Origin of the sequence: Seleniivibrio woodruffii (assembly GCF_029267515.1) — a bacterium.
GTDB classification, from domain to species: Bacteria; Chrysiogenota; Deferribacteres; order Deferribacterales; family Geovibrionaceae; genus Seleniivibrio; species Seleniivibrio woodruffii_A.
In genome coordinates this window covers 359,135-382,466 of sequence record NZ_JAJUIS010000001.1, presented here as the reverse complement: position 1 = coordinate 382,466, position 23,332 = coordinate 359,135, and the positions used below count along the sequence as shown (strand labels likewise).

The window sequence follows — 23,332 nt, the reverse complement described above, 5'->3', positions numbered from 1 at the left end:
TACAGCATTCCGACAAAGGAGAGAATTAAATGTCATCAGCAGTTGAAAGTCCGCAGGACAGCATATACGTTTCGTTCCGGCTGGGTCAGGAAACATACGGCATAGGTATCGACGATGTTAAGCAGATAATCCGTCTGCCCCACATCACCCGTGTGCCGAAAATGCCTTCCCATGTGCTGGGAATGAGCAATCTGCGCGGAGAGGTCATGCCTCTGACAGACCTGTCCCTGCGTCTCGGCTATCAAAAGCCTTGCGAAAATACGGACGACACCCGCGTTATCGTGGTTGAAAAAGAGGGCACGCTGAACGGCTTTGTAGTTGAATCGGTCAGCGAGGTGAAATCCACCGAGATACACCAGCTTGACGCTTTCCCCGAAATGCTCAATGCGGAAGTGGACAAAAGATACATCAGCGGAATAATGAAGATAAATCAGGGCGGAAACGTCCTGCTCATCCAGATACTTAACACTGACGAGATTATCGATATAACCGCTCTGAAGGCACAGATAGAGAAACAGGGATTCCGCAAAACCTCCGCAGCAAGGTCAGAAGAGGCAGCGGCGGCAGTTCTTCATGAAAAACGCTTCATCAGCTTCAATATAGGGCAGTTGGAATATGCAGTTGAAATACACCGCATAAACGAGATCATCTGGATGCCCGAAGTAACTGCTATTCCGGGGCTTCCGGACTATGTGCTGGGGATTTTTTCACTCAGGGGACGCGTTATACCCCTTATCTCCCTGCACGACAAGTTCGGCAGGAAACACAGCGGTATAAACGAAAACAGCAGGGTCATCATAGTTGACATAAACAATGTGATGGTAGCATTTGCCGCAGACAAGGTGAATGCCGTTCTCAGCGTTGAGGAAAACCTCATCGAAGAGCCGCCGAAAGCATTTACCGAGGATACGGAAGAGATAGCCGCTGTTTTGAAACTTGAAAAGGGCGAAAGACTGGTTATGGCTCTTGAGCCTAAGAATATTGTGAATAAAACGGAGCTGGAGGCACTTTCCAGAGTTGCCGCACAGTCCGCAGGGGATCTGACCATGGCTGAGGCTAACACCCACTCTAAAGACGACGAAAAACAGATTGTCACATTCCAGATAGAAAACGAACAGTACGGTATCCTCATTGAAAAAGTGCAGGAGATAAACCGCTATACGAACGTTACGAAGGTGCCCAAAACTCCTAAGTTTGTCGAGGGCATAATAAATCTCCGGGGCGAGGTTATCCCCCTTATCGACCTGCGCACCCGTTTTGACCTTAAAGCAAAAGAAAGGGACGAATTTACACGCGTAATAATAGTTAATTTAAAGAATATGAAAGTCGGTTTCGTTGTTGACGGGGTTGACGAGGTTCTGCGCATCAAAACCGATGATATTGATGTGGTGCCGCCTGTTCTTTCAGCAACCGTAAGCTCGGAATTTATCGGCGGGGTTGTCAACGTGGTCAGCAAACAGAAGATGATACTTCTTCTGAACATTGAAGACCTGTTCTCCCATTCCGAAATGAGCAAACTGGAGAAAATGAAACAGGAATGAAAAAAATAAGGGTACTGGTTGTCGATGATTCTGCACTGATGCGGAAGAAAATCAAAGAGATGCTGGACGAATCTTTCGGCATTGAGGTCATCGACACCGCAAGAAACGGAGAGGACGGAGTTGCAAAAGCGCTGGCGCTGAAGCCGGACGTGGTGACGCTTGACGTCAACATGCCGGTGATGGACGGTCTTACCGCTCTGAAGATAATAAATGAAAAGAAAGTGTGCCCAGTCATAATGCTCAGTTCGCTCACTCAGGAGGGGGCATCCACGACTTTTCAGGCGCTGGAACTGGGCGCGTTCGATTTTGTGGCAAAACCCAGCGGAACTGTCTCCCGCGATATAGAAACCGTGAAGCGTGAACTCGCCGTTAAAGTTAAGGCGGCAGCAGGGATGGGACTTGCCAAGCTGACCCGCAGAACGGAACCGGCAAAAATTGAAAAATACGAAGTGCAGGAACCTGTATATACCACTCCGCATACCATCCCAGATAATTTCAAAGCGGTGTGCATAGGTATATCCACAGGCGGACCGAAAACAATATTCGACGTTCTGCCCCACATACCGCAGAACCTCAACGCGGCAATCTTCATGGTTCAGCATATGCCTGTGGGGTTTACAGAATCCTATGCGAAAAGGCTGAACGAATCGTGCCGCATAACCGTTAAAGAAGCTGCTCCGGGAGATATAGTCACACCGGGCGTTTGCTATGTCGGCAAAGCGGGCAACCATATGACCCTTTACAAAAAGATGAACGGCGAGATTACCATGCGGCTGGGCAAAACACCCGACCATGCGTTCATCCCCAGCGTTGACATAATGATGGAATCCGTAGCCGGGGTTTTCGCAGACAAAGCTATCGGCGTGCTCATGACAGGAATGGGCAACGACGGTGCCGCGTCCATGTGCAAAATAAAGCAGGCGGGCGGATATACCATAGCCGAATCGGAAGAAACAGCGGTGGTCTACGGTATGCCGAAAGAGGCTGTCCTGAAAGGCTGCGCGGATGCAGTGCTTCCAAGCTATAAGATAGCTGCCGAAATATGCAGAAAAGTGGAAAGAGGTTGGTAATATGGAAGTTAAGGAACTTAAAACCAAAGTTAAAGTAACTTTCCCCGACGAATCCGAAATTTTCATGGCGGAGGAGTTTCTGTCCCTGTTCGGCGGCGTCACCTTTGCGGGAAAAGAGCTTGAGACCGACATGGGCAATGTTTCGTCCATGGACACCGTTTTCCTGCAGATAGCCCTTTCTCTGTTTAAAACGGCAAAGGACGCGGGTTCGAAAATATCAGTAAAATCATGTGAATCATTCGATAAATTACTCAGTCTGTACGGACTGCATATACAAGATGCGGTCGGAGGGAATTAATGAAGCGTATTCTTATTGTAGATGACGCCATAACTATGCGCCAACTGGTTGCGGCGACACTGAAATCAGCAGGATATGAAGTTGTTGATGCCAGAGACGGGGTGGATGCACTCAAAAAGCTGGACACAGGAAGGTTCAACCTTGTGGTTTCCGATGTCAACATGCCAAACATGGACGGCATAACCTTTCTTAAAGAGATGAAAAAGAACCCCACACATAAATTCACCCCTGTGATAATGCTTACAACAGAGTCTCAGGCGGGGATAAAGGAAGAGGGCAGACAGGCGGGAGCAAAGGCATGGATAGTCAAGCCTTTCAAACCCAACGATCTTCTCGCAGTTATAAAAAAGATAATCGGCTGACGGCGGGAGCTTTAACGTGGACAGACAGACGCTCATTGAAAAGCTGAAAAATACTGACGAGGCGGAGAGAATATATACTGTTGAGGATGTTCTTTCCGAAAAGAACGAAGACCTCTATCAGGTTCTCATCTGCCATATGTATTCGGAAAAGAGCCGTCTTGTCCGCGAGCTGATAGTCGAGGCGTTCAAAGTGCTCGACATAACACCTTTCTTCGCCGATATAGCGAAATATTTCGAGTCTTCCGACGCATACGTCAGAAACTGCGCCATCGAGATTTTCGGCGCAAAGGGAGAGGACGCGGTGGCGTTTCTCACTTCCATCATGGATCACCAGAACCGCGAAGTGCGCAAGCTGGTGCTGGACAGCCTTGTGGCGACCAGCTCAAAATACTCCATTCCCGCTTTGCGGGCGGCGCTTAATGACAAAGCGCCAAACGTCATGATGACCGCTGTGGAATATCTCGGTAAGATTTACGACGATGATTCCCTAGAGGATATCATGAAGATTTTCGAGCAGACGACAGAGCCGATGGTGCGGATGTCGTGTCTCGAAACGCTAACAATAATGGGTAAACCTGCTACAGTGGACCGAGTTCTCGCCGTTGTGGGCGGAAAGGTCATGGACAGTATCTATAAACCTACGGTTTTAAGGCTGGTTGGCGAAAAAGGTTCAACCCGACATCTGGATTTTCTCCTTTCGTTTCTTAACAACAAGAACACGATGTATTTCAAGGAGATTGCCAACGCAGTACTGAAAATAGTGTCCAGACACGACATACACAAGCTGGACGAGCAACATACAAAATTCATGCTTAACAACCTCCGCAATCTCGACGGTTATCCGGAGGAGAGACTTACTTTTCTTTACATTGTGTCGCACCTTGATATCCCGGACAAGGCCGCTCTTTACGAGGAACTGGCGTCAGACAGCAACGAGAACATCTGCTTAACTGCTCTTGAGCATCTGGCTGTGACAGACAGGGACAAAGCTATCAGGATAACGGAAATGAAACTCGCCGGAGCAAAAGGCGAGTTCAGAAGGATGCTGCAGGGACTTCTGGAAACATTATAGGAGCGTCACAACCGGCTTATGTTCATCAACAACGATGACTACACAGACCTGACCGCTTTTATTTATAAAAAGTCAGGAATAAAGTTTGAAGAGAAAAAAAGGTATTTCATCAACAAAAGGGTTGAAAAAAGACTCCTTGAGATGGGAACGGACAGCGTGCGGGAATACCTGCGCTATCTGAAGTTCAAAGATACCGGAGAGGAATTTCAGGCTCTCATGAACCTGCTGACGGTGAACGAGACCTATTTCTTCCGCGAGTTCGCAACTCTTGAAACCTTTGCGGAGCACTGTCTTCAGGAGATCGCAGAGAAAAAAGCTGCGGCAAACGACAGGAACATACGCATATGGTCGGCAGGTTGCTCCACTGGCGAGGAACCGTATACGCTGGCGATAATCGTAAGGGAGATGCTGGAAAACCTGACAGGCTGGGACGTGCGAATCCTAGCAAGCGATATCGACGAAAACGTTCTGGCAAAAGCCGAAGAGGCAAAATATGACGACCGCAGCCTGAAAGACGTTCCGGAGGAATATTTCAGGAAATATTTCACAACCTCCGGTGGTTTCCACTCCCCGGTCAAAGAGGTGCGGAACATGGTCACATTTGAACATCTCAACCTGATGGACAGAGAAGCCATGCGCAAAAAACGCGGGTTCGACTTCATATTCTGCCGCAACGTTCTGATATATTTCGATGAACTGTCGCGGAAACAGGTTGTCGATCACTATTATATCTCCATGAACAGGGGCGGGTATATCTTTCTCGGACACAGTGAATCGGTTGGCAGGATAACCACCGCGTTCAGCATGAAACGCATGGGTTCAGGCGTTGTATATTACAAGGGGTAATTATGGCTATTAAGGTATTGGTTATCGATGACTCGGACATGGTAAGGCATTTCCACAGCAACATCCTGAAATCTTCGGGATTTGAGGCTGACGGTGCCATCGACGGCATGGATGCTCTCGAAAAGTCCATGCAGACCAACTATGCCCTTATGCTCTGCGACCTGAACATGCCGCGCATGGACGGTATAACCTTTATAAAAGAATACAGAAAAACGGGAAAAGAGACCCCGATAATCATAATAACGACTCAGGAAGAGCTGGAAAACCGCAAGAAGGGATATGAATCCGGCGCAAACCTGTACATAACAAAACCCGTTAAGCCCGACGACCTGATACTTAACATCAAGATGCTGCTGGGCATCAGTTGATTACCGGAGCGGAAATATGACTCAGATCGATATGGAAAAATTCAGGATGGAATTTCTTGAGGAGGCGGCAGACCTGCTTGAGAACGCCAATGAGAGCATCCTTAAAGCGGAATCGGAAGGAGACGCGGAACTGTTTAACGCGGTTTTCCGCAATATCCACACTATAAAGGGGAGCGCAGGCGGGTTCGGGTTCGACAATATGTCGGAATTTTCCCACCACCTCGAATCACTTCTGGACAAGCTGAGAAACGGTGACGTCACCATTGACGCGGATATCACCGATCTGCTGCTGAAAGGCGTTGACATCCTCTTCGAAATGATCGATTACGCACGGCAAAAAAGAGAATATGACCGCGACCTGACAGATATAATCACACTTTTCGGTGCGGCAAACAACATGAAGCAGGACGCCCCTGCAACAGCTGCGGACAAAGCGCCCGCTGCCGGACTGCCGTTTGCCGGAAAAGACATTTCAGAGATTCTTAAACAACACGACCCCGGTTTCGGAAAAGCCTACCAGATCAAGATGAATTTCACCGACGACATGCTTGAGAACGGGTATGACCCCCAGACGCTGCTCTCAAACCTCAAAGAAATTTCCGAATATTACCTTGCTGTAACCGATACCTCCGTGCCTGAACTTTCGTCTATTGAGCCTTATAAACTCTATCTGCATCCTGATATATATATAATAAGCGACGCTTCTCCGGAGGAGATAGCCGATCTGGCTTTCGACCCTGAACTGATGACTGTCACCGAGATTTCTCTGAAAGAACCAGAAAAGCAAGAGACAGCAGCGTCGGCACCCTTTTCAGACGAAGAGTTCACGGAAGAGGAGCTGGACGTCGAAACCGTTGATACGGCGGGCATACAATACGAGATGCTGGCGGAGCTTGCCAGCGGTATAGAGGACTATTTCGAATCGATAGAAAACTTCCTGATAGAGATAGAAAAAACCGGAGAGGGCACAAAAGATGCGGTGGACAACATCTTCCGTGTTTTCCACAATATCAAGGGAGACTGCGGATACGTCGGCTTTTCCTTCCTTGAAAAATATGCCCACCTAGTTGAAAACATGCTGGACAAAGTACGTTCCGGTGCAATAGTGTTCGACAGAAAGGCCGCCGAATTTATCCTCAACGTTATTTCCGACGTAAAGGCGCTGGTAAAGGCACTGCTGAACAAGGTCACACCTGAACTCCCGAAAACATACAGACAGCTCCAGAACCTTCAGGAATCCATGCTAACCCTTGAGGAGAAGGTGCCTGCCGTTACAGGCGACATCAAAATATTTCTTTCTCAGGTGGATCAGTTCTTTGAGATAATAGGGCTTGCTAAGGCTGACGGCAACAATGCCGGTATGCTTAAAAGAGCCGCTATGGGATTCTCAAACGCGGCAAAATTCATAGGCTTCACAGACCTTATGGAAATGGCTCAGAAATTTGCAAACAAAGCGGGTTCCGGTGCGGATTTCTCCGCAGAACTTGCGAACATAGAGAGTTACATCAAGGTTCTGAAATCACCCGCAAAAAAACTGGGCGAACTTTTAGTGGAATCAGGCAAGGTCACAGCAAAAGAGATTGAAGAGGCGAAGGCGCAGCAGAAAAAGATAGGCGAGATACTCGTCGATCAGGGGAAACTGGAACAGAAAGACCTTGAGATAGCCCTGAAAAAACAGGTTATCATGAAAGCCACAGGCGCGGCAGCAGACAGCGACAGCATCTCCCTTGCATCCGCTCTCACAAAAGAGGAGCAGGAGGAAAAGGGCGATTCATCCAAAGAGAAATATTCCCAGTCCATGAAAGTGGATCAGGAAAAGATAGATAAATTCACCAACACCATAGGCGAGCTTGTGGTGGCAAAGAACGCATACGAATACATGATGCAGCGGCTCATACGCGAATTTGACCTGCCCACAAGTCTTATAAAAGACTTCAAGGACAACTCGAATCTTATCTCCCGTATTTCACAGGATCTCCAGAGGGATATCATGTCCCTGCGCATGGTGCCCATCAAGCAGATTTTCAACAAGTTTCCGCGAGTTGTCAGAGACATCGCAAGAAAACAGAACAAACAGATAGACCTTCGCATAATCGGCGAGGACACGGAAATTGACAAAAAAATAGCCGATATCCTTTCCGACCCGCTTGTGCACCTTGTGCGCAATTCATGCGACCACGGCATTGAGCCGCCGGAGGACAGAGCGAGAGCCTCCAAGCCGGAAGAGGGACACCTGATTCTTAAAGCCTATAACGAGGGCAGTTTTGTTTACATAGAGGTAATCGACGACGGACGCGGTATCGATCCGAAAAAAATAATGGCAAAAGCTATACAGAAAGGGCTTACTTCCGAAGACGCGGTGCTCACCGATAACGAGATAATCCAGTTTATCCTTGCCCCCGGTTTCTCCACAGCAGAACAGGTGACAGATATATCAGGGCGCGGCGTGGGCATGGACGTTGTTAAAAGCTCCATAACCAGCGTCGGCGGTACTATTGACGTGCAATCATCCGTGGGTGACGGTTCAAGGGTTGTAATGAAAATACCCGTAACCATAGGCATGTCAACATCGCTTCTGGTGAGGATGCACCCGGACGAGCACTATGCTTTCCCAATCGAAAATGTGGCAGAAACCATAAAGGTTGCCAAAGAACAGGTTAAAGACCTCCATTTCGGCAACGGAATCTACTACAGAGGCAACGTACTCCCCCTTGTGCATCTTTCAAAACTACTTGGTGATGGGGAAAAAGCCCTTGCGGATGAAGTAAATATTGTTATAACGGTTACAGACGACGGCAAAACGGGTATAATTGTTGACGAACTGCTGAACAGGATGGACATCGCCATAAAACCCGTTCCTGAATACTTTGCACACCTCAACTACATAGGCGGAGTGACCATACTAGGCGACGGGCAGGCTGTTCTGGTTCTGAACGTCAATAAATTATTATAATGGCGGGTCTTATGAACGTACTTATTGTGGACGACAATACTCTGCACCTTAAAATGTGCAGAATATTACTTGAGAAGCTGAAGCACACCGTGCAGACGGCGGAATCGGTTGCCAGTCTCAAAAGCGGACTGCGCAGCATGAAAGAACCGGACGTGGCTTTTGTGGATTTCAGGCTTGAACCTGGAGTGACAGGGGTCGATATCCTGAAAATGCTGAAAGATGAAAATAAATGGACGCGTACAAAATACATAGCGCTGACAGCGGATGTTGCGGAAAAGAGCCATCTTGACGGAGCGGGTTTCGACGGAATTATTTTTAAACCGGTAACAGAAACCCTTCTGGCGGAGACACTGAAAAAATATGAGTAGCGCATACGACAAACTGAAAGGTGAAATTGACGGCTGTTTCTATCAAATCGTCGGAATTATCAACGAGATAATCGAGCACCGCAGCGAGAGTTTCGCCGCTATGCTCAGCGTCGGTGAGAAGATTCAGAGCGATTCCCACAGTTTTGTCGGCAATACGGACGAGATAGTCCGCCACATTTCCGAGAACATAAACAGGAAAATCGAAAACCTGAACATGGATAAAATGCGGGAGGAGCTCAACGAAGCTACCGGGACTTTCCTGTCCATTACTGACGAGCTTGAACTTCTGTCGTACAACACCATCTGCCGCACAATGGCGCTGGGCGACAAAGGTTCAACCATCACCCACATCAGCAAGGAAATTAAAAAATACTCCACAACCGTCAAAAGCCTTCTGGACGAAATAACAAAGGATTTTGCAGAGGTGTATGAGAAATTCCGCTACATAGCCGAAAATATCCTCAACAGCGACATTAACAGCAGCGCCGAATTTCTTAAACTGGACGATACAGACAACATTGTCATAACGTCCGACGTTTCCGTCCTTATAGAACATTCCCAGTTTCACGATATCTTCTCGCAGGAGCTTGAGATAATCAAAGAAGCCATGGGACAGAACAAATTCCAGAACGCATACGAAGCGGGAAAGGTTTTCGGAGTATATGAAAAGTCACTGGCAAAACTTGATTTCATCAAATCCGAACTTCAGAATAAGTTATACATGATTAAAGAGGTTATGAAAGATTTCCTCTATTCTTTCAACACAGACCTGCAAAATATAGTGGGAAAGACCAATATCCTCAGAGAAGAGCTCGTGCGGGTGCATGAGGTTTCAAGCACCATATGCAACACCATACGCGATTTGCAGGTTAAAACCACACAATCCCAGACGGCAATTAATCAGGCGACAATGCGGGTCAACGGGCTGGGAAAGCAATCCAAGACCTTTAAAAACCTTGTTGTGGTGACAGCCATAGAGGTTGCACGCATAAACGACGAAGACCTCCGAAGTGTTGTTTCGTCAATGCTCAGCACAGAGCAGGAACTGCAGACACTTATACTCAAACTGCACGCAAACATAACCCTCTGGCAGAACCTGCAGAAAGATTTCAGCTCGACTTTTAAGGAAGCAGGAACACATCTCCGGTCCGTGTGCAGCGCCACAATGTCTACAGACAGAGACCAGATGCTGAAAAACACCTACGAACTGGAGGAACATCTCACCCATTTCAGAACCATATTCACCGGCGATAAATATATGACGTTTTTCGATTCCAACACGGAAAGACTTATAGAGCTCTTCGGCGAGTTCATTGACAACGTGCAGGAAGAATTTGAAAAATTCAACGCCAGACTCACCGACAGCATCCTTTCCGATGATGACTTCACAAGAGGACGGAACGATTCCGAGCTTAAAGATATTCTCGCTTCTGAGGACGAACAGTCGAGTATTGAGTTCTTCTGATGTCAAAGCTGCTCATTGCCGATGACGACAAAATGAACAGGATTCTGCTTTCAAAGCTGATGCAGAAGCTGGGAGCAGAGTGTTCCCTTGCGGAAAACGGACAGGAAGCGCTGGACATTGCCCTGACCGGAAACTTCGATGCAGTGCTGCTGGACATAAACATGCCATTTATTCAGGGTCCCGACTGTGCGGAAAAGATACGGGCTGATTTTGCGGACAGAAACGAAAAACCGCCTGTGCTTGTATGTATCTCAGCCGACAACGACTTTTCAGATTCGCCGTTATTCGACTATTCCCTTTCAAAACCATTTATGAGTGATGATATTTCACAGTTTCTACACGCCGTTGAAGAGTGCTGCGAAGATATTAAATATGATATCACACAGGTCTCGGAGATAATCGGTCTGGACAGTGAAACCATGTTAATGCTCATGGAGGAGTTTATAGCCGTTATGGACGAGGAGATACTCAACCTCAGAGATTCCGTTTTCGCCGGAGACAAAGAGATTATTACCCACGTCGCACACAAGATGAAGGGTGCTGCAGCGGGGATGATGGTTCTGAGATTGCAGGAACTTTGCGCCTCCATGCAGACTGCCGAAAAATCCGATAGAAACAGAATTAAACTTCTGCTCATCCAAATAATCTGCTGCTACAGTAAATTTAGGGCATTATTCACATCCTGACCGACTTGCGGCGGCAGAACCTTTCTGTTAGATTATACTTAGGAAAATATCATGATAAACACGGGTGAATGTCTCGCAGATCTTCTGAGCAAGGGGAACATTATCTTTTTCAGGCTTAAACCTGAAACCGGATACCCTTTTGCATGGCTGTCCATGAACTCAGCAGATATAATCGGTTACTCTGAAGCGGATATCGAAAATGGCTTATGTCTGACCGATATAGTTTTTCGTGATGACCGTTTCTCCGTCCTTTCAACACTTGAGGAAAAAGTGCAGGACGAAGAGACGGCGTGCTTCGAATCCGGTTTCCGCATAATCTGCGGTTCAGGCAAAATAATCAGCGTTCATTCATTTTTCAGCATTACTTCAGACTGCATATCCGGATATATGAGCGACAACTCCGGCAGTTCGGAAATCTCCGCCCGGCTGGAAACCATCCTTTCCACCATGCCCGGCGGAATGATAGAAATGGACACGGAATGCCGCATTATAACCGCCAACAAAGCGATTCAGGAGATTTACGGCTATACCGCTGAAGAACTGCACGGGCAGAGCCTTTCAATCCTTCTTGAGGAGCACAGCGGCAGCTTTGTTATGGACAATTTCCGTATGGCGGCTATAAGCGAGGCGCTTCCGACACGCTTCACCCACAGACACCTGAAAAAAAACGGCGAAACGGTGTACGTTGAGCTGGCATGGGACTACATACGTGACAGCAAACAACGCATCAAGGGGTTCATCTGCTCAATAACCGACGTTACGGAGAGAAAAAAATACGAAGATGAACTGGTCAAATACAGAAAACACCTCGAATCGCTGGTGGAAAAGCGCACAAACGAGCTGAACGAAGCAAACCGTCAGCTCATGAAAGAGATCGACGAGCGTATCGAAAAGGAGCGTCAGCTTCTTCTCGCCGCCAGCGTTATAGAGAATACCATCGAAGGAATCACCATAACGGACTGCTTCGGCACAATATTGCAGGTGAACCCCGCGTTCACCCAGATAACTGGTTTCACACCCGAAGAAGCAATAGGTAAGACTCCGCGCATACTGAAATCTGAAAAGCACGACGAGCAGTTTTACAGCAGCATGTGGCAGAGCCTAATAAAAAGAGGCAACTGGTCGGGGGAGATATGGAACAGACGCAAAAACGGTGACGCATACCCCGAATGGCTCTCCATCAACGCCATTAAGGACGAACTGGGCAACATAACCCACTTTGTGGCTGTGTTCCACGACATCTCAGAGGTTAAACAGGGCGAGGAGAAGCTCAAATATCAGGCGAACCACGATACTCTGACGGGGCTGCCCAACAGACAGCTTTTCAACGACCGTCTGGAAATGGCAATAGCTTTCGCAAAACGCCACAGTCAGAAGGTTGCCGTCATATTCATAGATCTTGACAACTTCAAGAACGTGAACGACACACTGGGACACTATGTCGGAGATATTCTTTTACAGCGTGTCGCAGAAACCCTAAAAAAATGCGTCCGCACCGAAGATACCGTCGCACGTCTCGGCGGTGACGAGTTCATGCTTATTCTTCAGGACATCCTTACGGAATCCAACGCTGTTGAGACTTCAAGGCGGATACTGACAGAGTTTGCAAAACCCATCAATATAAACGGGAACGAGTTCTTCATAAACGCCAGCCTCGGCATAACCATCTATCCGGACGACGGGGAGGACGTTCTAACCATGGTGAAAAACGCAGACCTCGCCATGTACCGTGTCAAAGAAACGGGCAAAAACGGCTATCAGCTTTTCACTAAAAACATGAACGAAAAAGTTCAGACCCGCGTCAGCATGGAAAGAGAGCTGAGGAAAGCTGTTATGTCCGGAGAGTTCGAAGTCGTTTATCAGCCCAAAGTCAGCCTCACAACGGGTATGATATGCGGCGCGGAAGCCCTTATCCGCTGGAACAGAGATGGACAGATAATCTCCCCTCAGGAATTTATCCCGATTGCAGAGGAGACGGGGCACATAATCGCCATAGGAAAATTTGTTCTGACAAAAGCCTGCGGTGACGCCGTTAAATGGCACAAACTCGGATTTAAAGATATCGACGTTGCCGTGAATCTCTCAGCAAGACAGTTCCGAGATGAAAACCTCATAGACACAGTATGCGGCATAGTTAAGGAAACAGGTATAAAACCTGAGCTTCTGGGACTTGAGATAACGGAGAACACTATGATGGAGGATATCCAGACCACCATCATAGCCCTTGCCCATCTTGTTCAGCATGGGATAAAGATTTCCATAGATGATTTCGGCACGGGTTATTCCTCACTGAGCTATCTGAAACTGTTTCCCATAAACATATTGAAGGTGGACAGGCAGTTTATAAAAGATATCCCGGAAGATGCCGACGACATAGCGATATCCACGGCTATAATCAATCTGGCGAAGGGTCTTAACCTTCATGTGATAGCCGAAGGGGTGGAGACGCAGGCGCAACTGGATTTCTGCCGCGAGCGTGGATGCGACGGGATTCAGGGTTTCTTTTTCAGCAAGCCCCTGACTTTCAGCGAGTTCGTCGCACTTCTCAGGAGCGGTAAAAAGCTGCTTTAGCAGCGGAATACACCTCGGCGGCGGGTATGTTCAGTTTTTCTCCCGCTGCAACACAGTCGTCCCATTCCGGACTGTATTTTATAATATCTTTGTATTCAAGCACCTTGACACCAACCTTGACTCCGCGCACATCGGCGCTCTCCATCCGTCTGTCCATGATAATCCTTTCAACAGGATAATGTCTCAGTCCCGCCGTGGAAGTTTCAGCAAACAGCACGCGCGCCACAGCCTCAAGATTCTCCTTTTCACAAAGTACGTTCAGAAGAAAGACAGGTCTGTTCTTTTTGCCGATGGTCTGAGTGACAGTGACATCCAGCGCAACTGATTTCAGCCGTGCGAACAGGTGCCCCATCATCTCTCCCGTGCAGTCGTCAACGGACGTTTCCGCCATGACCAGCCCGCCGGAAGCAGCATCTTCAATAAGTATGCCGCGAAGCATGTTGGGCACTGTTTTAAAAGTCTTAGTTCCGGTGGAAAATGCAGTCTTAACCATTTTTCCGGAGAATCCGCCGTATTGTTTCACATAATATTTCAGGATTGCGGCGCCTGTGGGAGTGGTCATCTCGGTCTGTTCCGATGAAGGGGCGACCGGTATGCCCTCAAGTATTTTGAGCACTGCGGGAGCCGGAACGGGCATCATACCGTGCGCCATTTTCACCATACCGCTGCCCAGAACAGGTGCGGACGAGGTTATACACTTTATGCCGAGCTGCTCCACGCCGTATGCAAACACGGCTATATCGAATATGGAATCCAGCGCCCCTACCTCGTGGAAATGCACGTCCTCCGGCGATTTTCCGTGAACCGCACCCTCGGCATCTGCAATTATCTGAAATATACCGATTGCATCCCTCTTCACCTGTCCGGAAAAAGCGGAGCGCTCCAGCATTTCGCGTATATCCTTCATTGTTCTGTGGGCGTGCTCATGTGGCAGATCCAGTTTCAGCCGTCCGCAGACAACACCGGAAACGTCAGCACTCTCCATGGAAGCCTTTATATCTACACCGACCATACCGGAAACGAGTTTCGCCGCCTCCGCTATGTCAAGTCCCAGCCCGCAGAGAACCCCGACAGACATATCGCCGGATATCCCCGAAACTATATCAAAGTGAAGCGTAGTACCTGCAGACATTTCTCACCCCGCATATTCCGCATTTCGGATTTTTTGCCGTGCATATCTCCCGCCCGAAGCGGATGCACCTGTGCCCCCAAATGCAGTGATTTTCTCCGTCTATCAACTGTTCAAGTTCGTGCTCTATCTTAACCGGATCCTCGCTGTCCACAAGACCCAGCCTGTTAGTTATCCTTTTGACATGTGTGTCCACAACGACACCCGCCCTGTGCCATATGTTGCCGCGCACAACGTTTGCCGTCTTGCGCCCGACACCTGCCAGAGCCGTAAGCGCGTCCATATCTTCGGGCACATCTCCCCCGTGCTTTCCCACAAGATCGTTCGCCATGCTGATAAGGTTCTTCGCCTTGACCTTATACATTCCCGCGCTCTTTATGATCTCCGACACGTCCTCGTATTTTGCTGATGCCAGAGCGAAAGCGTCGGGATATCTTTTAAACAGCTCAGGGGTGATTTCGTTCACCCGCTTGTCGGTGCACTGCGCGGAAAGAGCCGTTGCGCAGATAAGCTGGAACGGGCTTACATAGTCCAGCGAACAGGAGGCATCCCTCCAGTTCTCTTCCAGATACTTTTCAAAAATCTTCGAGAGTTCTTTTTTATCCATATTTATCCGATCGAATGAGATTCCTTTGCTGCACTCGCAAATACAAACGATACCCGTCTTCGCGAGGAGCTCGGCGACGACGCGATCCCGTCTTTACTCAATACGTTCTATTTATAATTTATTTTTTTCCGTTTGCCCATACGCAGTTTTTAAGTGTAAAATCCGCAATGGACTTTGAATTTCTTAAATATCTGATACTTCCGGTATTCGGTTTTCTTGCCGGATTCATCAACACCATGGCTGGAGGAGGTTCGTTTCTTACAACCCCTCTGCTGATATTCACAGGTCTGGAACCCACCGTGGCAAACGCCACGAACAGACTTGGCATCTGGATACAGTCCGTTTTCGGTTTCAACAAATTCCGCACCATGGGCTATTTTCCTGTCCGCATGGGAAGAGTATCAATAATTCCGTCCGTGACCGGTGCGCTTCTGGGTTCATATCTTGCAACAATCGTTGCCGAGGATGCTTTCCGCAAATATCTTGCGTTCTTTATGGTCATTATGACCCTTGTGACCTTTTTCAGACCGAAATCGCTTAAAGTCGCGGAAGACCTTGAACACGGTCTTAAAAATACGGCTGTCAGCGTTCTGGTGTTCTTTGTTATGGGCATATACAGCGGATTCATACAGGCAGGGGTGGGCTTTCTGGTTCTTGCGTACTGCGTTATGAGCGGAATGGACTACATCCGCGGGAACGCCATAAAGATGTTTATGAACCTCTCCACAGCCACCCTTTCAATGGTTGTCTTTATTTACAACGGCAAGGTGATGTGGCTGCCTGGAATTCTTCTGGGTCTCGGAATGGCATCCGGAGCTGTCATTGCCGCAAAATTTTCCGTTAAGGCGGGGAACGTTTTTGTTAAGAGATTCGTTTCGGCGGCGGTGATACTGTTCGCCGTCCTTCTTCTGGTCACTGAATAAAAGTCATTCTGTACTTTTTGACAAGTACGTCGGGAACGTAGCTGGTCTTTGCTACGCGCAGGGCGACACTGCCCAGATCCTGTTCAAAGTTTATAAACTCGTACCTTTTCGGCAGTATCGATGCGAAATCATTATAGATGAACTGATAAATGCCTTTGTACATGGTAAGCCCTTTTGCAAAGTGCATGACATAAGTGTTCTCCGTCAGCTCTTCGCCGAGGATGAACGCCGCAGGCTTCTTGTCCGCATAGTATATCCCGCCGCATATCCCCAGCTCTTTATAAAGCGTAAGCGCCTCGTGGCACGCTTTAAAATCGGTCTCCTCTCTGGGCAGATCCGCCTGTTTCTGCCATTCGTCAAGGATATAGAACGCGTCCTGAATGTTGTCGTCAGTAATCATGAACGCCGTGGCGGAATAAAGCTGTGTGAACTGTTTAAGCAGATTACGCTTTTTGTGGAGTTTGCGTCCGGCATAGGTGGACATCTTCACACTGGTGTATATATAGTCCGTATCGCCGTCAAGATATGTAAGGTTCACGCCGTACTGTCTGAAATACTCCGCCCAGTCCTCGAAAACGGGAAAGAAAAAGTCGCAGTTCTTTTGAAGTGCGCGCAGTGTTTCAACGGGAACCTCGCGCATGTCCGCAGCGGGCATGATATGTGTCTTTCCGTCATATGTCGTTCCCTGTATGAAGGTAAAACCGTCCCTGTCGAAAACGTGGTAGTCATGGTTTCCGCGGAAAAGGAAGAGGTTCTGAAAACTGTACTCGGATACAGGGATATTAACGGATTTCAGCTTTGGAGCAAGCATTGATTTATGTTCCAGCGAGATAGGTGTGCCGATCATTTCTGTCATACATTGTACCATCTACATCAATTTCGTCCAAACTCAATTAAATGCAAGTATAAAAATTATTTTGTTGTTGTACGCCCTAAATGCCAAGTAACGCAACATAAAATCTCATTTATGAAATAATTTTGCATCGGGGCTTAATAAATTTTCCCTTTCAAAAATACCTGTGTTATATATAATTTAGTTTCAGGTTTTGATTCATCGCCGACAGAGGATTGCCGGCGGACTAAACAACCGTGTCTTACCCCCTCCTTTGAGAAAGGAGGGCTGGGGCGGATTTAATTGATATCTAATTAAAATCCACCTTAATCCCCCTTTGTTAAAGGGGGAGATAAGAGCGTAAAACGGAGCGGATAAACAATGTTTTTCGACCTTTCCATTCTGTGCGCAGTGCTTGCGCTTCTGCATGTGACCCTGTTCATTTTCATGGGACACCAGAGGCTTGCGGCAATAACAAACATCTTCGCCGTTCTTGGGCTGGTGTTCTCTTCGGCACAGTTCATCACCCTCTGGCAGACAAAGCATGTGCTTCCCTTCGGCTCTGTCAGCGGACTTTTCCTGTTTCTCGCTCAGGCGCTGATGCTTGTTTATGTCATGATGTATGTGAAATACCGAAGGCTTACACTTGGACTGTTCATTTTCCCCCTTACGGTGCTTTTCATTATTATAGCCCGTTTCGCAGGCGGAATTCCCGCGAACGTAAACCCCCACGCGGCTGGTTTCTGGCTCTATATCCACCTGCCGTTCACAATAATCGGCACAGCCTTTTTCATGGTTTCCACCATCGGCGGAATCATGTATTTCGTTCAGGAGCGCCAGCTTAAAAACAAGAACTTCGGAATAATCTTCCGCAGCTTCCCGCCGCTTGACACCATAGACAAACTGATAAATACCACGCTTTACATAGGCTTCTACACCTTCACCATAGGACTTCTTTCCGGACTCATATGGATGATGTACGCAAAGGGCATGATAAATATTTACAGCCCCAAGCTCGTTTTCGCCATAATCACATGGATAATTTACAGCGGTATAACATTTTATAAACAGATAAAAGGGATGTCTCCAAAGGACACCGCTTTGTCTACCATAGTGGGTTTTATTTCCGTACTGATAACATACGTCGGTGTGGCTTTTTTTGTAATGGGATGACACAAATATGCAGCTTGCAGTCTTAGGCTTAAACCACAACACCGCCCCTGTCGGCGTGAGGGAAACCCTTGCCGTTGACGGGTCGGAACTTGCTGAGATTTATTCTGAAATAATGAGCAACGACAGGATTTATGAGGCTATGATAATCTCCACCTGCAACCGGGTGGAATACTACATCGTAACCGACGATTTCCTGTGCAACATTGAAAGCGTTCTTGAGATTGTCTCCGAACACTGCAAAATGGACAGGTCGGAACTTCGCAAGTATACCTATATCCACTGCGGAGAGGATTCCGTGCGCCATATTTTCCGTGTGGCGAGCGGACTGGACTCTCTTGTCATGGGTGAACCCCAGATCTTCGGACAGGTGAAAGACTCGTTCGAGAACTGCCGTCTTTACGGCGGTGCGGGTACTTTCCTCAAAAAACTTGAGGAATACACCATCAAAACCACCAAAAAAGTGCGCACATACACAGGTATAGGCGAAAACCCCGTTTCCGTCAGCTACGCCGCCGTTGAGCTTGCCACTAAGATTTTCGGCAGCCTCTCCGACAAACATGCGCTCATCATAGGCGCGGGCGAGATGTGCGAACTTGCCTCGAAACACCTTGTCACCACGGGCATAGGCGGAATAACCGTTACCAACAGAACCTTTGAAAAGGCGCAGCGCCTCGCAGGCGAGGTGAACGGTTCGGCTGTTGAATTTGACCGTTTCAAAACCTGCCTGCCCGATTCTGATATAATCATCAGCTCCACAGGCGCGACAGACCTTCTGGTGACAGCCGCCGACGTTAAAGAGACTATGGCGCAGAGAAAACGCCGCCCCATGTTCTTCATAGACATTGCCGTGCCCAGAGACATCGACCCCCTCATAAACGAACTAGAAAACGTATACGTTTACAGCATAGACGACCTCAAGGCTGTTGTTGACGCCAACCGCAAACAGCGTGAAAAAGAGGCTGTCAAAGCCATGGAATACATCGACGCCGGACTTGAAATGTTTTACGAGTGGCTGGAATCCATGAAGATAATTCCCGTCATAAAATCCCTGCGTCAGCAGTTTGAAGAGAAAAAGGAGGAGGAGCTTAAACGCTTTTCGTCCAAATTCAAGATTGAGGACAAAGAAGAACTTGCTAAAATAGAATACCTCGTTACTGCATACATGAACAAAGTGCTGCACACGCCGCTGAAAAACCTGAAAAACGCTTCCGCGGTTAAGGGCAGATACTCACTGGACGAGGCTCTTAAAATCTTATTCGAACTTGAGGATGTGAAATGAAAAAAGTCGTAATCGCAACAAGGGGCAGCAACCTCGCACTCTGGCAGGCAGAACACATCAAAGCACTGCTTATGGAAAAACATGGAGTTGAGGTTGAGCTTAACGTAATAAAGACAAAAGGGGACATCATCCTCGACGTTCCGCTGGCAAAAATAGGCGGCAAAGGGCTGTTTGTTAAAGAGATTGAACAGGCGCTTCTGGACAACACCGCCGACATAGCCGTGCACAGCATGAAAGACGTTCCAATGGAACTGCCCGAAGGACTGACACTTTACGCAAGCCCCATAGGCGAAACACCCTATGACTGCTTCGTTTCCGTTAAATATAATAAGCTGGACGAACTGCCTCAGGGCGCAATCGTCGGCACAAGCAGCCTGCGCAGAAAAGTGCAGCTTAAAAAATACCGCCCCGACCTCGTTATCAAAGACCTGCGCGGCAACGTGAACACACGCCTTGCCAAGCTGGAAAAGGGCGAATATGACTGTATAATCCTTGCGAAAGCGGGACTTGTACGCCTCGGTTTCGAAGAACGTGTCCGCGACACTTTCAACACAGAACTGATGCTCCCCGCCTGTTGTCAGGGTATACTCGGCATCGAGATACGCGAGAATGACACAGAGATGATGAACCTGCTGAATTTCCTCCGCCACGACGAAACCGAAACACGCGTTAAATGCGAACGTGCGTTCCTTCGCCGTCTGGAGGGCGGATGTCAGGCACCCATAGCAGGACACTCCGTAATCAAAGATAACGTGATATCCATGCGTGGTCTCGTTTCCGATATCGAAGGCAGCGTCTTCATAGAAGAGAGCATCACAGGCGACATAAAAGACGCGGAAGCTCTCGGAAAAGCTCTTGCCGACAAGATTCTCGGCAACGGCGGAAAAGAGATACTGGACGAAATCTACAAAAACGCCTGATGAACGTCCTTATAACACGGGAAGCCGACAAAACCGCGAAGTTTGCACAAATTCTTTCGCAGGCGGGTCACACCCCGTTCTCCCTGCCGATGATAGAGTGCGTCCCCGTTGATGCGGAGATAGGCGGCTATTACGATTTTGGCGTTTTTACCAGCCTTAACGCGGTGAAATATTTTGACAGATATAAAGATTCCGTCCGTTTCGGACAGATAGTGGCGGTTGGTTCCGCAACGAAAGGCGCCATGGAAAAGGCTGGCTTTAATGTTGACCTTATGCCGGAGGAGTTCTCCGCAGAAGGACTTATAAAGTTATTTGAAGGACGCGACCTGACCGGCAGAACCTTCCTTATGGCGGGTGCTGAAACCCGCGCCGGAAATTTTCACGAGTGGCTGAAACAGAACAAATGCACCGCCGAAATTGTCACTATATACAGAACGGTTCCTGTTCAGAGAACAAAAGCTGAAATTGAGGCTTATATCACTGACAACGCAATCAACGTTGTCACTTTTGCTTCGCCCTCAGCCGTGCGTGCGTTCTTCGATGTGGCAGATACGGACAAAACCATCGTCGTAATCGGCAAAACCACCGCAGACGCGGTTAAAAAATATAATAAAGATTGCCTGACCCCTAAGGATTTCACCCTTGAGGCTATGACAGAGATTATAAACTCACTTTAAAGAGGTGGCATATGTTCCCCATAGACAGACCCAGAAGACTCAGAACCAGCGAAACAATGAGAAGAATGGTACGTGAAACCACTCTCAGCGCAAACGATTTCATCTACCCGCTGTTCGTCTGCGAGGGCGAGAACATCAAAAATCCCGTTTCCTCCATGCCCGGCGTTTTCCAGATGTCCATCGACAACATCATCAAAGAGTGCGAGGAAGTCAAAGCTCTCGGCATCCCCGGCGTAATCCTTTTCGGCATCCCCGCCTATAAAGACGAAATGGGTTCCGAAGCATACAACGAACACGGCATAATTCAGAAAGCCATACGCGCAATCAAGGCACACGTTAAAGACCTGCTGGTCATAACCGACGTCTGCATGTGCGAATATACAGACCACGGTCACTGCGGAATCATTAAAAACGGCGAAGTGGACAACGACGAAACCCTCCACTACCTCGCCCTTGAAACCCTTACACACGTCAAAGCGGGCGCGGACATGGTTGCACCCAGCGATATGATGGACGGACGCGTGGAAGAGATGCGCAATATTCTCGACGACAACGGATATTCCAACATACCGATTATGAGCTATTCCGTTAAATACTGCTCCGCTTTCTACGGACCCTTCCGCGAGGCAGCGGAATCAACTCCTAAATTCGGCGACAGAAAAACATATCAGATGGATCCGGCGAACCGCACAGAGGGACTTAAAGAAGCGGCACTGGACATAGCGGAAGGTGCCGACATAATAATGGTCAAACCAGCTCTGCCCTATCTGGACATAATCAGCGATCTGAAACAGAATTTTGACAGACCCGTTGCCGCATACCACGTCAGCGGCGAATATGCTATGATAATGGCGGCAGACCAGCTCGGCTGGATGGACGGACACAGAGCCATGATGGAAGCACTCACATCCATCAAACGTGCGGGTGCTGACATAATCATAACCTATTACGCGAAGGAAGCGGCGAAAGCTCTTGGGAAATAAAACAAATGCTTACAGGTGGTTTGAAGGCGAACTTGTCCAGATAGACCACATTGAAAAGGTGTTCAGAGGCGATCTTGTCGCCATCGACAGGCAGGTGGATCTGGCTGTCAGAAATATTGAAGCGTTCATAAAAGGCATACCCGCTCTCAACATGCTCCTCTGGGGCGAAAAGGGACTGGGCAAATCCACCATGATAAAAATGCTCCTTACGGAATATGCGGAAGAGGGGCTTACAGCAGTTGAGTTCCGCCATACTGACATTACGGATCTCTATGGTCTTTATGGAGAAATCCGTAAGATGCCTGATCGTTTTGTTATGATATATATGGACGATATTTCTTTCGATGCAGGAGACTCCGTGTACCGCCTTTTCAAGTCTATCCTCGAAGGAGGACTGGAAGAAAAGCCGAAAAACTGCATCTTTGTTGCCACTTCAAACAAGCGGCACATGATAACGGAAAAGGCTGAAACCTTCGGCGACGTATACGACCGCGACGAAGTGAACGAAAAAGCCTCTCTGTTTGCGCGTTTCGGGCTTGCTATAGGATTTTATCCCTTGAATCCCAAAGACTACAAACAAATTGTTAAATCTTATCTTGAGCAATTTAACATAGGTCTTTACGAGAGATGGGAAATTGAAGCTGAAGCCTATGCGATGGATAGGGGCGGAAGAAGCGGCAGAATTGCCAAACAGTTTGCGATTTACAAAAACATCTATAAATAATCAAGAATTTCAAGATCACCGGGGGCGAGCTCTTTTGTTTTGAGTTCGTCCACGGTTCCCCAAAACATGCCGATATGCTCTTTCATTTCGAATCTGCTCGAAATCAGATCAGAATGGTAGAAGTGCAAAATAATTTTTCTCTCGTCTGTAACCTTTTGAATCGTCTGGATAAACCTGCACACTTTTACATCAGCGTCAAATTCTTCCAGCATTTCGCGGATTAGAGCTTCTTCGTGAGTTTCGCCCGGCTCTATCTTTCCGCCGGGAAACTCCCAGAGACCGCCAAGCTGTCTGTCCAGCGGACGACGGGCTATGAAATACTTTCCTTCCTTCTGAAGAACCGCCGCAACAACGTTGACTTCTTTCATAATAACCTCGGAGCAACCCGTCGCTTTTCTCGCAAAAACGCCCCAGACTATGACAACTGATATTGAAAAACGAGACAACCGCGCATCAGGCTTATGTTATTTTGATTGGTGCTTAGA

At 48.0% G+C, this 23,332-nt stretch carries 23 protein-coding genes; 19 read left to right on the top strand and 4 right to left on the bottom strand.

Annotated elements, in window-relative coordinates:
* Window positions 1–29: 29 nt before the first annotated feature.
* The 12 genes from Q7P67_RS01780 to Q7P67_RS01725 are packed head-to-tail and all read left to right on the top strand — an operon-like array spanning window position 30 to window position 13,600.
* Window positions 30–1,541: a chemotaxis protein CheW gene (locus Q7P67_RS01780; RefSeq protein WP_303850109.1), complete on the top strand. Its 1,512-nt coding sequence runs from the start codon at window positions 30–32 to the stop codon at window positions 1,539–1,541.
* Window positions 1,538–2,611, top strand: a complete 1,074-nt coding sequence (locus tag Q7P67_RS01775) for a chemotaxis response regulator protein-glutamate methylesterase (protein WP_303850107.1) — start codon at window positions 1,538–1,540, stop codon at window positions 2,609–2,611. The genes Q7P67_RS01780 and Q7P67_RS01775 overlap by 4 nt, the downstream gene beginning before the upstream one ends.
* A 1-nt stretch (window position 2,612) precedes the next feature.
* Complete coding sequence (locus Q7P67_RS01770) at window positions 2,613–2,909, top strand: STAS domain-containing protein (protein WP_303850105.1); 297 nt, start codon at window positions 2,613–2,615, stop codon at window positions 2,907–2,909.
* The gene (locus Q7P67_RS01765; RefSeq protein WP_303850103.1) at window positions 2,909–3,271 is read left to right on the top strand and encodes a response regulator; all 363 of its coding nucleotides are present in this window, start codon (window positions 2,909–2,911) and stop codon (window positions 3,269–3,271) included. Before Q7P67_RS01770 ends, Q7P67_RS01765 begins: the two co-directional genes overlap by 1 nt.
* Window positions 3,272–3,287: 16 nt before the next feature.
* Complete coding sequence (locus Q7P67_RS01760) at window positions 3,288–4,343, top strand: HEAT repeat domain-containing protein (RefSeq protein WP_303850101.1); 1,056 nt, start codon at window positions 3,288–3,290, stop codon at window positions 4,341–4,343.
* Between the two features lie 18 nt (window positions 4,344–4,361).
* Window positions 4,362–5,189, top strand: coding sequence for a protein-glutamate O-methyltransferase CheR (locus Q7P67_RS01755; protein WP_303850099.1), 828 nt, complete (start codon window positions 4,362–4,364; stop codon window positions 5,187–5,189).
* A gap of 2 nt (window positions 5,190–5,191) precedes the next feature.
* Window positions 5,192–5,557 carry a response regulator transcription factor gene (locus Q7P67_RS01750; RefSeq protein ID WP_303850097.1) on the top strand — a complete coding sequence of 122 codons (366 nt, stop codon included), beginning with the start codon at window positions 5,192–5,194 and terminating at the stop codon, window positions 5,555–5,557.
* A 16-nt stretch (window positions 5,558–5,573) separates the two neighbouring features.
* On the top strand, window positions 5,574–8,510 hold the full coding sequence (locus Q7P67_RS01745) for a chemotaxis protein CheA (protein WP_303850095.1): 2,937 nt from the start codon (window positions 5,574–5,576) through the stop codon (window positions 8,508–8,510).
* A gap of 11 nt (window positions 8,511–8,521) precedes the next feature.
* The gene (locus Q7P67_RS01740; RefSeq protein ID WP_303850093.1) at window positions 8,522–8,878 is read left to right on the top strand and encodes a response regulator; all 357 of its coding nucleotides are present in this window, start codon (window positions 8,522–8,524) and stop codon (window positions 8,876–8,878) included.
* Entirely contained in the window at window positions 8,871–10,343 is a 1,473-nt protein-coding gene (locus Q7P67_RS01735; RefSeq protein WP_303850091.1) for a hypothetical protein, read from the top strand. Before Q7P67_RS01740 ends, Q7P67_RS01735 begins: the two co-directional genes overlap by 8 nt.
* A complete protein-coding gene (locus tag Q7P67_RS01730) occupies window positions 10,343–11,029 on the top strand; it encodes a response regulator (protein ID WP_303850089.1) in 687 nt (228 codons plus the stop codon). The genes Q7P67_RS01735 and Q7P67_RS01730 overlap by 1 nt, the downstream gene beginning before the upstream one ends.
* Before the next feature lie 51 nt (window positions 11,030–11,080).
* Complete coding sequence (locus tag Q7P67_RS01725; protein ID WP_303850087.1) at window positions 11,081–13,600, top strand: EAL domain-containing protein; 2,520 nt, start codon at window positions 11,081–11,083, stop codon at window positions 13,598–13,600.
* On the opposite strand, the gene larC is transcribed toward Q7P67_RS01725, so the two are convergent.
* Window positions 13,575–14,732, bottom strand: coding sequence for a nickel pincer cofactor biosynthesis protein LarC (larC, locus tag Q7P67_RS01720; protein WP_303850085.1), 1,158 nt, complete (start codon window positions 14,730–14,732; stop codon window positions 13,575–13,577). The two genes, Q7P67_RS01725 and larC, sit on opposite strands and share 26 nt — an antisense overlap.
* The gene (gene nth / locus Q7P67_RS01715; protein ID WP_303850083.1) at window positions 14,704–15,336 is read right to left on the bottom strand and encodes an endonuclease III; all 633 of its coding nucleotides are present in this window, start codon (window positions 15,334–15,336) and stop codon (window positions 14,704–14,706) included. The genes larC and nth overlap by 29 nt, the downstream gene beginning before the upstream one ends.
* A gap of 167 nt (window positions 15,337–15,503) precedes the next feature.
* Between nth and Q7P67_RS01710 the strand changes: the two genes are divergently transcribed.
* Complete coding sequence (locus Q7P67_RS01710; RefSeq protein WP_303850081.1) at window positions 15,504–16,259, top strand: sulfite exporter TauE/SafE family protein; 756 nt, start codon at window positions 15,504–15,506, stop codon at window positions 16,257–16,259.
* On the opposite strand, the gene Q7P67_RS01705 is transcribed toward Q7P67_RS01710, so the two are convergent.
* Window positions 16,249–17,115 carry a DUF2156 domain-containing protein gene (locus Q7P67_RS01705; protein ID WP_303850079.1) on the bottom strand — a complete coding sequence of 289 codons (867 nt, stop codon included), beginning with the start codon at window positions 17,113–17,115 and terminating at the stop codon, window positions 16,249–16,251. The two genes, Q7P67_RS01710 and Q7P67_RS01705, sit on opposite strands and share 11 nt — an antisense overlap.
* 357 nt (window positions 17,116–17,472) lie before the next feature.
* On the opposite strand from Q7P67_RS01705, the gene Q7P67_RS01700 reads away from it, so the two are divergent.
* From Q7P67_RS01700 to Q7P67_RS01675, 6 genes are read left to right on the top strand one after another with little or no spacing between them, the layout of a single operon-like run.
* Window positions 17,473–18,264 carry an inner membrane protein YpjD gene (locus tag Q7P67_RS01700; protein WP_303850077.1) on the top strand — a complete coding sequence of 264 codons (792 nt, stop codon included), beginning with the start codon at window positions 17,473–17,475 and terminating at the stop codon, window positions 18,262–18,264.
* Between the two features lie 7 nt (window positions 18,265–18,271).
* A complete protein-coding gene (gene hemA / locus Q7P67_RS01695; RefSeq protein WP_303850074.1) occupies window positions 18,272–19,543 on the top strand; it encodes a glutamyl-tRNA reductase in 1,272 nt (423 codons plus the stop codon).
* A complete protein-coding gene (hemC, locus tag Q7P67_RS01690) occupies window positions 19,540–20,463 on the top strand; it encodes a hydroxymethylbilane synthase (protein WP_303850072.1) in 924 nt (307 codons plus the stop codon). The genes hemA and hemC overlap by 4 nt, the downstream gene beginning before the upstream one ends.
* A complete protein-coding gene (locus Q7P67_RS01685; protein WP_303850071.1) occupies window positions 20,463–21,140 on the top strand; it encodes a uroporphyrinogen-III synthase in 678 nt (225 codons plus the stop codon). Before hemC ends, Q7P67_RS01685 begins: the two co-directional genes overlap by 1 nt.
* 11 nt (window positions 21,141–21,151) lie before the next feature.
* Window positions 21,152–22,123, top strand: coding sequence for a porphobilinogen synthase (gene hemB, locus Q7P67_RS01680; RefSeq protein WP_303850069.1), 972 nt, complete (start codon window positions 21,152–21,154; stop codon window positions 22,121–22,123).
* Window positions 22,113–22,847 (top strand): DUF815 domain-containing protein, encoded by a 735-nt coding sequence (locus tag Q7P67_RS01675; protein WP_303850067.1) that lies wholly within the window; start codon window positions 22,113–22,115, stop codon window positions 22,845–22,847. The genes hemB and Q7P67_RS01675 overlap by 11 nt, the downstream gene beginning before the upstream one ends.
* Here the strand turns inward: Q7P67_RS01675 and Q7P67_RS01670 are convergent.
* Entirely contained in the window at window positions 22,838–23,215 is a 378-nt protein-coding gene (locus Q7P67_RS01670) for a (deoxy)nucleoside triphosphate pyrophosphohydrolase (RefSeq protein WP_303850064.1), read from the bottom strand. The genes Q7P67_RS01675 and Q7P67_RS01670 overlap by 10 nt on opposite strands.
* Between the last annotated feature and the right edge of the window lie 117 nt (window positions 23,216–23,332).

Excerpts from the sequence above, each read along its gene's own strand:
- Q7P67_RS01780 (WP_303850109.1), top strand. The coding sequence starts at position 30 with ATGTCATCAGCAGTTGAAAGTCCGCAGGACAGCATATACGTTTCGTTC.
- Q7P67_RS01775 (WP_303850107.1), top strand. The coding sequence starts at position 1,538 with ATGAAAAAAATAAGGGTACTGGTTGTCGATGATTCTGCACTGATGCGG.
- Q7P67_RS01770 (WP_303850105.1), top strand. The coding sequence starts at position 2,613 with ATGGAAGTTAAGGAACTTAAAACCAAAGTTAAAGTAACTTTCCCCGAC.
- Q7P67_RS01765 (WP_303850103.1), top strand. The coding sequence starts at position 2,909 with ATGAAGCGTATTCTTATTGTAGATGACGCCATAACTATGCGCCAACTG.
- Q7P67_RS01755 (WP_303850099.1), top strand. The coding sequence starts at position 4,362 with ATGTTCATCAACAACGATGACTACACAGACCTGACCGCTTTTATTTAT.
- Q7P67_RS01750 (WP_303850097.1), top strand. The coding sequence starts at position 5,192 with ATGGCTATTAAGGTATTGGTTATCGATGACTCGGACATGGTAAGGCAT.
- Q7P67_RS01745 (WP_303850095.1), top strand. The coding sequence starts at position 5,574 with ATGACTCAGATCGATATGGAAAAATTCAGGATGGAATTTCTTGAGGAG.
- Q7P67_RS01740 (WP_303850093.1), top strand. The coding sequence starts at position 8,522 with ATGAACGTACTTATTGTGGACGACAATACTCTGCACCTTAAAATGTGC.
- Q7P67_RS01735 (WP_303850091.1), top strand. The coding sequence starts at position 8,871 with ATGAGTAGCGCATACGACAAACTGAAAGGTGAAATTGACGGCTGTTTC.
- Q7P67_RS01730 (WP_303850089.1), top strand. The coding sequence starts at position 10,343 with ATGTCAAAGCTGCTCATTGCCGATGACGACAAAATGAACAGGATTCTG.
- Q7P67_RS01725 (WP_303850087.1), top strand. The coding sequence starts at position 11,081 with ATGATAAACACGGGTGAATGTCTCGCAGATCTTCTGAGCAAGGGGAAC.
- larC (WP_303850085.1), bottom strand. The coding sequence starts at position 14,732 with ATGTCTGCAGGTACTACGCTTCACTTTGATATAGTTTCGGGGATATCC.
- nth (WP_303850083.1), bottom strand. The coding sequence starts at position 15,336 with ATGGATAAAAAAGAACTCTCGAAGATTTTTGAAAAGTATCTGGAAGAG.
- Q7P67_RS01710 (WP_303850081.1), top strand. The coding sequence starts at position 15,504 with ATGGACTTTGAATTTCTTAAATATCTGATACTTCCGGTATTCGGTTTT.
- Q7P67_RS01705 (WP_303850079.1), bottom strand. The coding sequence starts at position 17,115 with ATGACAGAAATGATCGGCACACCTATCTCGCTGGAACATAAATCAATG.
- Q7P67_RS01700 (WP_303850077.1), top strand. The coding sequence starts at position 17,473 with ATGTTTTTCGACCTTTCCATTCTGTGCGCAGTGCTTGCGCTTCTGCAT.
- hemA (WP_303850074.1), top strand. The coding sequence starts at position 18,272 with ATGCAGCTTGCAGTCTTAGGCTTAAACCACAACACCGCCCCTGTCGGC.
- hemC (WP_303850072.1), top strand. The coding sequence starts at position 19,540 with ATGAAAAAAGTCGTAATCGCAACAAGGGGCAGCAACCTCGCACTCTGG.
- Q7P67_RS01685 (WP_303850071.1), top strand. The coding sequence starts at position 20,463 with ATGAACGTCCTTATAACACGGGAAGCCGACAAAACCGCGAAGTTTGCA.
- hemB (WP_303850069.1), top strand. The coding sequence starts at position 21,152 with ATGTTCCCCATAGACAGACCCAGAAGACTCAGAACCAGCGAAACAATG.
- Q7P67_RS01670 (WP_303850064.1), bottom strand. The coding sequence starts at position 23,215 with ATGAAAGAAGTCAACGTTGTTGCGGCGGTTCTTCAGAAGGAAGGAAAG.